Here is a 12,460-nt window from a genome sequence, read left to right as displayed (position 1 = left end):
GGGGACGCGCGCGGCCGGCCGACCGGGTCAATCATCGGACGCGGGGACGGCGCGGGGATATCCCAGATGTCTGGGAGGCCGCAGGTACACCGGGCCGAGGTCAGTCCCACACCACCGGGTTCTGCGAGGCAACGAGGTGAGCGACGAACTCGCGGCGGCTGTGTACCCCCGCCTTGGCGAAGACGGACTTGAGGTGGTCCTGCACGGTGAGTGTCGTCATGCACAGCGCGCGGGCGATCTCCCGGGTGTCGTGCCCCCGCAGCACCTTCAGCGCGACCTCGCGTTCGCGCGCGGTCAGCCCGTACGTCGCGAACACCACGGGCATCACATCTGCGGCGGACGCGGCGGTGATCACCACAGCCACGGACGGGTCATCGAGGCCGCCCAGGATCGAGGTGTTGAGGACGAACCACGCCCCGCTGCCGGTACGGACCCGCAGTGGCGGCGGCACCCTCCCGGCCGCCTTCGCCCCGCGCGCCGCCTCGGCGGCCATGACGAAGGCGGTGGGTACGGCGAAGACGCCATCCGCATCGTCGGCGAACTCGCAGAGAAGGCGCTCAGCCTGTTCGTCGATGTGCGTCACCCGATGGTCGGCCCCCAGCAGCAGCACGGCCGGCGGCTGCGGAGCGATCGGCACGTCAGCCAGCGGCAGTTGGCTGCGCCGCAGCGCGCTGCCGAGGATCCGTGCGGCACGCTCGGCCAGCGCGAGCTGCCCGGGCCGGTACGCGCCCCGGTCGGGCGCGCGCATGAAGGCGGCGCACCCCCAGTAGCCGCCCGCCGTGTCGAAGAGGACCCGCAGCTCGTCACCGAAGCCCGCAGGCGCTATCTGCTCCCGGAACCGGCGGCTCAGACCCGGTCTGCCGTTGGTGGCGCGGCTCAGGGTGTCGGCTCTGTGGCCGCTGCGGCGGATGTCGGTGAACTGGGTGACATCGTTGGTCCAGATCTCCAGCTCCATCGCCTGACGGAAGTCCTCCAGCCGCAGGTCGTCGGTGAGCACCGAGGTCACCAGACCACTGGCCGGGTCGGTCCCGTGCCAGCACACCCCGTCGTAGCCGAGGGCATCGCGCAGCACCTCGTCGGCACCGCGAAAGATCTGTGGAGCGGTCAGCGGGCGGCGGGTCAGGTCCTGTAAGTCGGCCAGCGCACGGCGTTGTTGGTCCCTTTGCGATGTCATATGTCCAGGCTACGGGCGTGCACCCCTTCAACTTGTGGCTTTCTGTTCGATGGTTCGTCAGTCCGGCACGAGCAGGTTGGATGGGCAACGGGCCGTGCTGGCAGCCACGTTCGCGGCGGCTCTTCCGCGTCTCGACGAGCGGCAGCGTTGCTTTCCGACAGGGGCGGAGGCCTACTCCCTCGGCCACGGCGGGATCAGAACAGCCGCCCCAACCGCCGGTGTCCGTGAGGCCGCTGTGCCTGTCGGAGTGCGGGAACTCGACGCTGGAGAAGCCCGTTGGGACGCATCCGCCCGCCCGGAGCATGAGGGTGATCGTTGACAGCTACGAGTTGTCGGACCGGCAATGCCTCGTGTCCACGGCCTTGTGGTGGCAGGACCGGTGCTGGCAGGGCATCGCGACCCAGGCCGATGCGGGTGACGTCGCCCACGGCCCGGCTCCGTGACGCAGGGGCGGTAAGGCAAGTTCCGACGGCCTGTGAGTGGGTTCCCGATCATCGGAGTGCATTGGGAACGCTCAGCGCAGTGAGCGCGTGGGTAACGGCCGCAGTCGGTTTGCTGGTTCCTTCCCGCGGCGGCCGCCGGACTCCCGAACTGCTGGAACGGATCACCGCCCGCCGTGCGGAACTGGACGAACTTGAAGAACTTCTGGCCAAGCAACTGGCGGAGGTGCGGGCCGAGCAGGACGAGCTCGCTGTCGCCGAACGTGTCCTTGCCCGGGTGAGCGAGCAGCTCGCCGAACCGCTGCGGGGGAGGCTGGTCAGACTCGTTGATCGCGGCTGGCTGCGCAGACTGCCCGCCGACCGCTCGACCACCGGTCCGTGACCAGAGACGCTACCGCCCCGGAGTAGTGCGCCACGGGCGTAACCACAGTGCCCTGGGCGGCCGTTGGAACTGTGTGACGAAGACCAAAGACCGCTCCGAGGCACCTGCCCGCTTGTCCACCAGTGCCGTCTGTCGCTGTCCACGCGGACCGTCAACCACCTCGCCGGTCTTCTGCGTCGCCAACGGCCTGCACTTCCTCTCCCTGACAGACGAGAAGGGCCGCCTGCTCTGGATATCCGCTGCCCGACCTGGCCTCACTCACGTCATCACCACCGCCCGCCACGACCACATCCTGGCCCGCCTGCCCGCCTGCCCGCCTGCCCGCCTGCCCGCCTGCCCGCCTGCCCGCCGCAGGCCTCGGCGCCCTCGCGGACCTCGGCTTCCGCAGCCTGGACAACGACGTACGCGTCGTTCCGACGAACCCCGAAGTCAAGCGCTGACAGACGGACCTACTCCACAGACTTCCGCCCACAACCAGGGCGGACACCCCGGAAGACCATCACACCATTCCTTTCACCTCCACTCGAAGCCCACAGCGCTTCACCGCGCAGCCAAGATCCCCGACAGCGTCGGGTGGTCAGCCGAGCGCACGTAACACCATCCGCATCAGTGCCATGGCCCCTCGCCCGATCCACCCGAGCAGCCCTGTCTCCACGACCAACTCGGCGACATCCGCGGACGTTTCCGCCCGGTCCGCCCCCGAACGGCACCGGGAGCAGGATCGAGGCCAACGACGCTTTCGCTCACCGCACTTCTTACACATCGACATGACCGCATTCTCACACTCCCCCGCAGCGCGGACCGCACGAGACGGACGATCAAGGTGTGGTGACGGGAAGCGCCCCTGGAAGGACCGCCTGGACAAAGCACTCTTTTTGGCTCCGCGCCCGTTCCGGACGGGCTTGCCCCGGCTCTTCCGGACCGTATCGACGATCTGCTGCAGCGGGCGCGGCACGGCTGCACCCCTAACAGCAACGCCCGGGTCGACGAGAAACCTGAGTCCCTGCTCACCGCGCTTCAGCGCAGCCCCGGCTGGAAACCGCCGGGCAGCGGTTACTTCACTGTGCTGCTTGAGCACCTCCTCCGGTTCCTTGACGACCGCTTCGACGGACCGGCCGACCTGTACGGTGCGCGCCCGGGAGCTCTCCGGGCATCGTTCCCCGGCACGCCGGGTCCTCACCACACAGCTTCAGCCGGTTGCCTCCGCATACTTCGGGGGCGACTGACTCGCCGTGCTGGATCACCTTCAGGCGCCACCTCACCCGGGAGAGGCAATCGTCACTGCTCTGCCCGAGCCGCGCCCGTATGCGGGAATGTCCCCCAGGTGACTGGCATGGCAACCGAGACGGGTATCGCGGAGGACGAGAAGCACGCGATACTCACGGCCCTCCTCGGCGGCAGGAGCTCTCCGTTCCCTGTGGAGGAACGCGTCACGGCCCTGCGGTACTGATGGGCAGGCTTCGGCCAGGCGCATGCGGACCGGTCACGGGATGTGCCGTCCTTGGTGGGCCTGGTCGATCAGGACCGGATGAGTCCGCACGGTACCGAGCAGGGGTTCACGCCTCAGCTCTACCGGCAGCGTCTGCCCGTCGGCGTCCGGGAACAGGTGGGGCTGCTGTGGGAGACCGTGACGCAGCGGCACCCCGGCTGCATCGTCAGCAACCGGCGGCCGCACCCGACGACGGCCGCCGACCTCGGTCCAGTTCTCCCGATTCACCACCGCAGCAGCCAGCCACTGGACCGGCGGCGATCTGGGAGCGCTGCGTCTGTCGCTGCCAGGATGGGCGGGCATCTCCTTGGTTGTCGGTTGCCTCGCTGTGATCACCATGCCTTCACGGAAGGCCAGGCCGCGGCGAGCGGTCACCATCGGACTCCGTACAGGCCCCGAGACACCGTGCTTTTCGGCACCACCCTCATCCGGCCCGGGACATCGTGCCCAGCAACGACCACACGAAGTGCCGCTCGGCATCGGACAGTTCATGGCTCCGTACCACCCGGCCACGATCCAAAATACAGATCACACCGAGCCGCCGCGGAACTCTGCCGAGGATCTCCGACGAGACCAGGCACCCTGTCTCGTCGGTTCCGATCCTTGTACAGCGGGAGCGGATCGGTTGCGGCTGGCCAGATCGAAGGCCGGCCGGCCCAGGGGCTCCTGGAGGATGTCTGGTCCCTGGTCATGGACCCGGAGTAGGTGCCGGAGCAGTTGGTTGTCAGTACCAGCGCTAAGGCGGATTCGCAGGTCACACCTGCTTTACCGGACGTCGGTCGGCGGTCCCGCTGCGCCGGCAGCGCCTCCCGGACACCCTTTTCGAGTGATGTGGATCGCTTCCAGAGCTGCTCTGGGTTTACGCCGTCCCCGGCCCGGCAGACCCACACGTCGAGCCGTGTAGGCCGCCCCCTTCCCTGGCGGTCGGCGTAGGCTCCCTCTTTCCGTCCCGAGTTCCGCGTGTGACGACAGTGGCATCTCGGCATCGAACCGGTGCGGGCTTCGATGGACCTCCTCTCGGCGGTGTGCCTGGCGGGTCGGGAGTGCGCTCCCGTACCCGTGAACGCCACGGCTCCACGCGCCCCATCATCAGATACGGAGGTCCTTGGTGACGGTGGAAGCAGGGGTGGTCAGGACGGCGTCGAAGGCGTCGACGACGGGGGTGCGCACATACGTGCCCTGTAGTCGGATGCGGTCGGGGTGGTCGGAAGCCTCCGTGCGTGCCCTGCGGAGATCGGCGATGCCGAGTCCGAGGCCGGCGTCGGCGAAGGCGTCCTCGACGCTTCCGGGTTCGGGCGGTTCCAGCGTCGTGTCGCCGAGGGTGAAGCCGAAGGGCGCCTTCTCGTCGCGGTGCATGTCCGCTGTGTGGCCGGCGACGCTGGTCAGGCCGAGCGCGAAGTAGCCGTCGCTCAGTGCACGCTGCAGTTGCTGTCCCATGGGGAGCCCCGTGAGGCGCCCGTCGAAGGAGATGGGCGTCGTCTGGATGTGGGCGTTGTGGGCGGCCAGGACGATACGGCTGCCAGGATCGAGGTGTTCCAGGTGCCAGAGGACCGAGCTGGCCATGTAGGCGTCCCGGGCCGAGGTGTCGGCGGTGAGGCCGTTGTCCGCGAACAGGCCGGCCATCGCGCGGAAGGTGTAGTCGCCGTGGCAGGCGCCTTCGAGGCGGTGCAGGGCGAGGTCGTAGTCGTGCCGGTCGCCGCGGGTGGCGTACAGCGGTTCGAGGGAACGGAAGCGGACGAGTAGGCGCGCGAGGATCGCGGTGAGGGCGTCCTGTTCAGTGGCGGGCAGGCGCGCCCAGGCCGGTGCGGCCACGGCTGCGGAGCCGCCTGCGAACGATGCGGCGATCCGCATGGCCGTCTCGACCGCCGGAACGGTCTCGGGGTCGATACGGCGCAGGTAGTCGGCGACCGGGGCCAGGGAGGGCAGCAGGGAACCGCCCGCCGCCGGGATGTCGATGCCGGCGAAGCGCACCGGTGGTGACGCCGTGCGGTTGTGCCGGCGGACCCATTGCAAGGGCTCGGTGAGCCCTACGGGTATCGCCGTGGCGAGGTGGACCGTCAGGTCCTCATCTGTGCCCTCTCCCCGGGCCCAGGCGTCCAGCGGGAATCCTTCGCTGAAGCCGTATTCGAAGGCCAGGACGGTGAAGCCACAGCGTTCGACGAGGAAACGCAGGAGACGGCGCCGCAGAAGTGCGAACTCTTCGATGAAGTGGGAGTGTTCGCCGATCGCGACGACGCGTGCGTCTCCGATGATGCCGCGCAGCGGTTCCAGGTCGTCGAGCGGCGCCTGGGGGTCGAGGTGGGTGAGCGGCACGGCGTGTGTCTGCAGCCAGTTGGTGAACGGGGTGCCGGGTGAGGAACGGGGCATGCTGGCGGCTCGATTCTCAGTGCGGGGAGGGGCCGGGGGCTGCGGCCTCCAGGGCGTCGACGGTGCCGGACATGATCGTGGGGAGACGTTCGGTGAGGTGTGGCAGGGGCCAGTCCCACCAGGCCAGTGCGAGGAGGCGGTCGATGTCGGCGTCACTGTAGCGGCGGCGCAGCAGCCGGGCGGGGTTGCCGCCGACGATGCCGTAGTCGGGGAGGTCGTCCACGACTACGGAGCCGGAGGCGATGATCGCTCCGTGCCCGATACGGACGCCGGGCATCACCGTGGTCCGGTACCCGAACCAGACGTCGTTGCCCACCGTGGTGTCACCCCGTCCGGGCAGGCCGGTGATGAGGTCGAAGTGGTCGGCCCAGGAACCGCCCATGATCGGGAAGGGAAACGTCGAGGGGCCGTCCATCCGGTGGTTGGCGCCGTTCATGATGAACCGCACGCCCTCGCCCAGCGCGCAGAACTTCCCGATGACGAGCCTCTCGGGCTCGTAGTGATACAGGACGTTGCGGTTCTCAAAGGCGGTCGGTTCCTCAGGATCGTCGTAGTAGGTGAACTCCCCGACCTCGATCAGCGGTGAGGTCACCAGTGGCCTGAGGAGCACGACCCGAGGCCGGTCGGGCATCGGATGCGTCAGGGTCGGGTCGGCGGGAACGGGCGGCACCTGTGATCGCTTCCTTCTCGGCAGGGCGTTGGATGTCAGGCGTGGCTCTCGGGGGCGCCGAACCAGCGGGTGAGCGCTTCGCGCAGCGCCCGCGCGGCGTTCTCGGAGGACTCCTCGAATGCCGCGGCCCAGGCGATGTGCGCATCAGGCCGGATCAGGATGGCGTCAGCAGGGCGGAGGTCGTCGGTCTTGGCGGTGTGGACGTCGATGCGGGTCCGCCAGTCTCCGGCCGCCCGGCGGAGGTCCTCGCGGTCGGCCAGATCCAGGAGGAGGGGCCGTGCAGTGTGCAGAAGTTCGCCGACGCAGGTCACTCCCCGGTCGCTGTGCAAGGTGAGGTCGGGGACGAACACCCCGGCCAACGGGTGGTGGCCCGATGGTTCCGGCATCGGGTAGCGGATGTCGGAACCGGCGACGAGCGACCCCATGCGGCGCAGCGGCTGCTCGTCGGCGAGCAGCTCCTGGAAGACCTCGCGGAGCGCTTCGGCGGCCGGGTCGGTTCCGCGCCGCAGCGCCACCTGGGCTCGGGTGTGAAGCATGGTGCGCGCGCCGGCGAAGTGCCGTTCGTCGTGATAGGTGTCCAGCAGTCCGTCGGGGGCCCAGCCGTGGATGACGGCGGCCAGTTTCCAGGCCAGGTTGACCGCGTCGAGCATGCCGGCGTTGATCGCCACACCGGTCGCGGGGAAGAGATGCGCCGCGTCACCGGCCAGCAGGATCCGCCCTTTCCGGTAGTGCTCGGCGTGCTTGGCCTTGAAGGTGAACCGCGACAGCCGGATCGCTTCGGCCACCGGGAGATCCGCGCCCAGGACGCGCCGAAGGCTGTCCTGGAATTCGGTCACGGACATCGGGATGTCGTCGTCGTACTCGCCGGTCTCGTCCTCGGTGGTGTAGAGGGAGACCACGGATGAATCGGTCGACGCACCAACGCCGAGGAGACCGCGGTCCGTCCTCGTGAAGCCCCCGCGGACCGTGCCGAAGCCGGCGACATCGAGATCGCCGTTGCCGAGCACGGTCACCGTGTCGGGCAGGGTGACTTGCGCCAGCCGGTTGACTTCCGGATAGGTGGTGCCGGGGAACGCGATGCCCGCCGCGTCGCGCACCCGGCTGTGGGCGCCGTCGCAGCCCGCCAGGTACCGGGCGGTCACCCGGTACGGTCCGTCCGGGCCGAGCACCTCCGCGGTGACGGCTGTCTCGTCCTGGACGACTCCGGCCATCCGGTGCCCGCGGCGGATCTCGACACCGAGCTCACCGGCGCGTTCTTCGAGCAGCATTTCGAGCCGCTGTTGCGGGAGCGGTAGGGCGTGCAGCGGAGGGTCGACGAGCTGGGTCAGGTCGAGATGGACGCCGCCGAACGGGAACCGAGGGGCTGGGACGGGGCCGGTGCAGGCGGCCTCGCAACGTTCCAGCAGGCCCCGGTAGCGCAGCAGTTCCAGGATCTGTCCGCCGAGGCCGCCGGCCTTCGGGGTGTCCCGGCGGTGCGGATGGCGCTCCAGCACCAGCGGGTGCACCCCGGCCAGGCGCAGTTCGCACGCCAGCATCAGGCCGGTCGGACCGGCTCCCACGATGATCACGTCGGTATCCATGCACTTCCCCCTCGGAACGGCACGTGTCGTGCCGCAAAGGAGAACGCACGGGTCGACATCTCGTCAAGTACGGCACGTGCCGTGCCGGTAAGGTGGCGGCATGACCGACCCCCACCGCGGCGCCGCGCGAACCGAGGCCATCATGCGGACCACGCTGGAACTGGGCCAGGAGATCGGCTACGCCAAGCTCAGCATGGAAGCGATCGCGGCCCGGGCCGGCGCGGGAAAACACACCATCTACCGCAGATGGCCCTCCAAGGGCGCCCTGCTCCTGGACTCCCTGCTCTCTCTGCACAAGTCCAGCCTGGACTACCCCGACACGGGCGACATCGTCGCCGACCTGCGCACACAGATCCACGCAGCCGTCGATCTGCTGGGCAACCCGCCCTTCGGCCCGCTGTACCAGGCCCTGGTCGGTGAGGCCCAGTACGACCCACAGGTCGCCAACGCGCTCAACGAGCGCTTCATCACCCCCCAGGCGGACATGACCGTCGCCCGGTTGAAAGCGGCACAGGACCAAGGCCAACTGTCGCCCGCCTTCGACCTGAGCCTCGCCATGGCTATCCTCTCCGGCCCGCTCTACTTCCAATTCCTGATCACCCAGGAACCCCTGACCCACGAGTACGTCGACCGTGTCCTCCACGCCCTCTTCACCGGCATGGGCAAACCCTCATGAAGCCCGTTGTACGACTGCGGTTTCCATCAGGCCGTAGACATCTGAACGACTCCAGGGCGCGGGCGCCCTCATGGGCTCCAGGACGTCCGCGGTGTCCGAGCAACAACTTCGCGAGGGCCGGAGCGGTGCCCGAATGACATCGAGCACGTCGGCGAGGGTGATGAGGGGCAACGTGCCGCAATTTTCGGTACCCGAACGACCGTTCTACGCAAACCAGACTATCTGGGAGAGTCATGACAAGCAGGTTTACCGAGTTGACCGTTGACTGCCGTGATCCGGAGAGGCTCGCGGCGTTCTGGTGCGCGGTCCTGGACTTCAAGGTGATCGACCGGAGCGAAGGCAAGGTCGAGATCGGATCCTGGGTACCGACCGTCGAGGATGTGCGGGCCCGCCAGATGCCGCCCACCCTGCAGTTCATCCAGGTGCCCGAGGGGAAGACCGTCAAAAACCGACTTCACCTCGACGTCAGCCCGATCGACGGCAGCACCGAAGACGAGGTGACCAGGCTGCTCGGACTCGGCGCCGTCACGACGGATACAGGCCAGGGCCCAGGCCGGAGCTGGGTGGTCATGGCCGACCCCGAGGGCAACGAGTTCGACGTCCTGCGCACCCTGGCACCGCAGCAAAACTAGCCTTCCGAGTCAGGAACTCTGTTACTCAGGAGCCGGATGCCGGGGTTCTGGATTGTTGCGCAGCCGCTGTCTTCCGGTTGGGACAGATGGAGGCCCCGACGAGTGCCTCGACGTCTATGTCCAGTTGCCGGATCTGAACTGCGTCCGCGGCGCGGAGTTCACTTGGCTTCGTGATCTGCCTTCGGAGTCGCTTCCCGTGTTCTGGGGTCCGTCCCGCCCCTGCGCGGACTCTGTCGCATCTGTCTGATCTGTCTGAGGCGCAGAGGCCGTTGGCTTTGTTCATGAGACCTGATTCTGGCGCAGCTTCGCTGATGCGGCCCACTCTGAGTGACAGCCGGGCTGCTCCAAGCCGTACGCGAAGTCGCCTGAAACTGGCCCGTGGGCAGGGCGTTGGGCTGACAGTTCGGGGGGCGTGGAAGAGGTCGTGCTCCGGCTGAAGGAGTTGTTGTTCCCGGCGATCGCGGACATCGCGACGAAGTCGGTAGACGTGAACAACGGGATCGTGCGCGTTGATGCGCGGAGCATCGCGGACGGCGCCGTGTACCCGGTCTGCGGTGTCCGGTCGAACCGGGTTCACGGTTCCTACCTGTGATATCCCGCATGTTCCGAGCGGAGGCCGACGCAATGTTCTCCAACTGAGGGTACGTCGCTTCGCGTGCCGGAACTCGGGCTGCACACGCCGTACCTTCGTCGAGCAGATACGGGGCTCGACACACCGACACGATCAGCGGACGGAGCGGCTACGCTCGACCGTGGCCGCGGTCGGTCTGTGCCTCGCGGGCCGTGCTGGGGCGCGCATCGCCCGCGTTCTCGGGTTGTCGGTCAGCCGCAGCACGGTGCTCCGGTGGGTAAACGCCCCTCCTGAGCCCGACGTGACCGCCCCGCGTATGGTCGGGCGTCGACGAGTACGCCACCCGCAAGGGCCGGCACTACGGCACCGTCCTGGTCGACATCGAAACCCGCCGCGTCATCGATCTGCTCCCCGACAGGGAGGCGGCCATGCCAACCGGATCAAGATGCTCAAACGCCAGATGTTCCGCCGCGCAGACTTCGGGTTGCCGCGCAAGCGGGTACTGCTGGCTCGCCGAACTGCTGCCCCATCAAGAATGCGCTCGACGAGAGAAGCAGCCCGATGGACCCTCGTATACCCCGCGTGCGACGCAAGCTGGCCGCGGCGCCATTTCACCCACGGCGCAGCCACTCCTTTGGAGAAGAGCACCATCAATTCCGCCTCGGCTTACGGCTGGCCGAGGGCCGGATCGCAGCGTTCGAGTCAGAGAACGCGGTCACTCTCCCCGCCTCGTACCGACAGTTCCTTCTGCATGTCGGAGGATCGGGCGTAGGACCTCTCTATGGCCTCAAGCCTCTGAAGGGCTGCACTCTGTTCATCATGCAGCCGAACTCGACGCCGGACTCCCCGCGAGGCTTCGATGAGGCGAGCAGCACAGGGGAAGGAGATCTCTTCCTGCATATCGTCGAGATGAGTTGCACGGACGTCTGCCTGCCGGCTCTGACCGGGCCCCTCGCAGGCCGTGTCGTCATCGGCAACAGCGACGGGTACTGGGGCCCCAACGTGTCATCGGCACCGGACTTCCTCGCCTGGTACGAGCGGTGGCTCGACCATATGTCCCAGGGTCGGGACGACCGAGCGCTCGAACTTACCTCGCCGCAGCTCCGCAGCCATCCACACCGGTCTCGGCCGGCACCCAAGATCTGACTCTTCGTAGTCGCACCACAGAAGCTGAGCCAGAACCCGAGAACCGGCAGCATCTGTACATGGGTTCGGGAGGCGTCGGCGTGCGTTGTGTTCGATGTTCATGAGAAACGACAGCCCCAGTACACCCCCGCCGTCGTAGCGCCGCGATCCGGGAAGTCCCGACGACACCCCAAGTAGCCCTGCGTGGAGTCTCCGTGGCATCCGGCCACGGAGACTCCGCGAAAACCCGTTGGGGACGAGGGCGACCACTGCTACATTTCCGGAGGCCGTGCGAGAGATCGAGGAGGTGGTACCCGTGGACGCAGTATCGACGTGGGTGCTCCCCTCCGGGGTCACGGTCGGGCGATAGGCAGGTTGTCCGGGAGCGCCGTTCCAGCGCACTCCCGAAAGGCACGACCATGCATGTCACTTCCGAGCGACGCCTCGATGACGGCGTCATCGAACGCGAATTCACCCTCGGGGAGATCCCCGGCATCCTGTGGACACCCGCACCTGCACCCGCCTCGGCACCGGCGCCGCTGATCCTGCTCGGCCACCCTCCCCTCGGGCTGCGCAAGATGTACCCCCGGCTGGTGGCCCGGGCCCGGCGCTCCGCGGCGGAGGGCTTCGCCACCGCCACCATCGAGCTCCCCGGAAGCGGCGACCGGCCCCGTTGGCCCGCCGTCGAGCAGGCCCGCGCCGACCTGCGCCGGGCGATGGAGGCCGGCGAGCGGGTCAGCGACGAGATCGTCGACGCCCTCGTCCTCCCGCTGGTCGACAAGGCGGTCCCGGAGTGGCAAGCCGCCCTGGACGCCCTCCTTCCGCTGCCCGAGATCGGTGGCCCGGTCGGGTACTCGGGGGGAGTGATCTCCATCGGCATCCGGCTGGCGGTGGTCGAGCCCCGCATCTCGGCCGCCGTTCTGTTCGCCGGGAGCTTCGTGCCTCGCGCCCTGTTCGAGGAGGCCCGGCAGGTCACCATTCCCCTGCACGTCCTGCTGCAGTGGGACGACGAAGGGAACGACCGGCAGGCGGCCCTGGACCTGTTCGACGCCTTCAGCTCCAAGGAGAAGTCCCTGCACGCCCATCTCGGCGGGCACACCGGCGTCCCGCAATTCGCGGGAGACGCCGCGGCCCAGTTCCTCACCCGACATCTGAAGTGAGGCCGGGCCAGGCCGTCGGACCGGCAGCACGCGGTAGCTGATCTCGGCCCCTCCGCAGCTCTCGCGCCTCGGGCCCCGCTGAACTCCCAGCAGGGGTCCGAGGGAGTTCCGAGGCGTGGGCGCCGTTGCTGGTGGCGGGCACGGCGCTCGCCCGGTCCGGGTTGGAGCGGAGCGCGGCGGACAACTCCTCCACC

At 68.4% G+C, this 12,460-nt stretch carries 11 protein-coding genes; 6 read left to right on the top strand and 5 right to left on the bottom strand.

Annotated elements, in window-relative coordinates; genetic code table 11:
- Positions 1-100: 100 nt before the first annotated feature.
- Complete coding sequence (locus ACIBJC_RS32045; protein ID WP_399298523.1) at positions 101-1,174, bottom strand: LuxR C-terminal-related transcriptional regulator; 1,074 nt, start codon at positions 1,172-1,174, stop codon at positions 101-103.
- Between the two features lie 522 nt (positions 1,175-1,696).
- Here ACIBJC_RS32045 and ACIBJC_RS32040 point away from each other — a divergent pair.
- A complete protein-coding gene (locus ACIBJC_RS32040) occupies positions 1,697-1,996 on the top strand; it encodes a hypothetical protein (RefSeq protein WP_399298521.1) in 300 nt (99 codons plus the stop codon).
- Positions 1,997-3,479: 1,483 nt separating this feature from the next.
- On the opposite strand, the gene ACIBJC_RS32035 is transcribed toward ACIBJC_RS32040, so the two are convergent.
- The 4 genes from ACIBJC_RS32035 to ACIBJC_RS32020 form a co-directional block, all read right to left on the bottom strand.
- Positions 3,480-3,863: a hypothetical protein gene (locus ACIBJC_RS32035; protein WP_399298519.1), complete on the bottom strand. Its 384-nt coding sequence runs from the start codon at positions 3,861-3,863 to the stop codon at positions 3,480-3,482.
- 711 nt (positions 3,864-4,574) lie between these two features.
- A complete protein-coding gene (locus tag ACIBJC_RS32030; protein WP_399298517.1) occupies positions 4,575-5,852 on the bottom strand; it encodes an erythromycin esterase family protein in 1,278 nt (425 codons plus the stop codon).
- Between the two features lie 16 nt (positions 5,853-5,868).
- Positions 5,869-6,483 (bottom strand): CatB-related O-acetyltransferase, encoded by a 615-nt coding sequence (locus ACIBJC_RS32025; RefSeq protein WP_399298576.1) that lies wholly within the window; start codon positions 6,481-6,483, stop codon positions 5,869-5,871.
- A gap of 74 nt (positions 6,484-6,557) precedes the next feature.
- Entirely contained in the window at positions 6,558-8,102 is a 1,545-nt protein-coding gene (locus ACIBJC_RS32020) for an FAD-dependent monooxygenase (RefSeq protein ID WP_399298515.1), read from the bottom strand.
- A gap of 100 nt (positions 8,103-8,202) precedes the next feature.
- On the opposite strand from ACIBJC_RS32020, the gene ACIBJC_RS32015 reads away from it, so the two are divergent.
- From ACIBJC_RS32015 to ACIBJC_RS31995, 5 genes are all read left to right on the top strand, one after another.
- Positions 8,203-8,778 carry a TetR/AcrR family transcriptional regulator gene (locus tag ACIBJC_RS32015; protein ID WP_399298513.1) on the top strand — a complete coding sequence of 192 codons (576 nt, stop codon included), beginning with the start codon at positions 8,203-8,205 and terminating at the stop codon, positions 8,776-8,778.
- 233 nt (positions 8,779-9,011) lie between these two features.
- Positions 9,012-9,410 (top strand): VOC family protein, encoded by a 399-nt coding sequence (locus tag ACIBJC_RS32010; protein WP_399298511.1) that lies wholly within the window; start codon positions 9,012-9,014, stop codon positions 9,408-9,410.
- Between the two features lie 412 nt (positions 9,411-9,822).
- Positions 9,823-10,002, top strand: coding sequence for a hypothetical protein (locus ACIBJC_RS32005; RefSeq protein ID WP_399298509.1), 180 nt, complete (start codon positions 9,823-9,825; stop codon positions 10,000-10,002).
- Positions 10,003-10,542: 540 nt separating this feature from the next.
- The gene (locus tag ACIBJC_RS32000; RefSeq protein ID WP_399298507.1) at positions 10,543-11,127 is read left to right on the top strand and encodes an SMI1/KNR4 family protein; all 585 of its coding nucleotides are present in this window, start codon (positions 10,543-10,545) and stop codon (positions 11,125-11,127) included.
- A gap of 398 nt (positions 11,128-11,525) precedes the next feature.
- Entirely contained in the window at positions 11,526-12,266 is a 741-nt protein-coding gene (locus ACIBJC_RS31995) for an alpha/beta hydrolase (protein ID WP_399298505.1), read from the top strand.
- Positions 12,267-12,460 lie beyond the last annotated feature (194 nt).

It is taken from the genome of Streptomyces sp. NPDC050509 (assembly GCF_044457965.1).
Classification (GTDB): domain Bacteria; phylum Actinomycetota; class Actinomycetes; order Streptomycetales; family Streptomycetaceae; genus Streptomyces.
The sequence above is the reverse complement of the archived record's forward strand: the minus strand, read 5'-3'. Positions and strand labels throughout refer to the sequence as shown.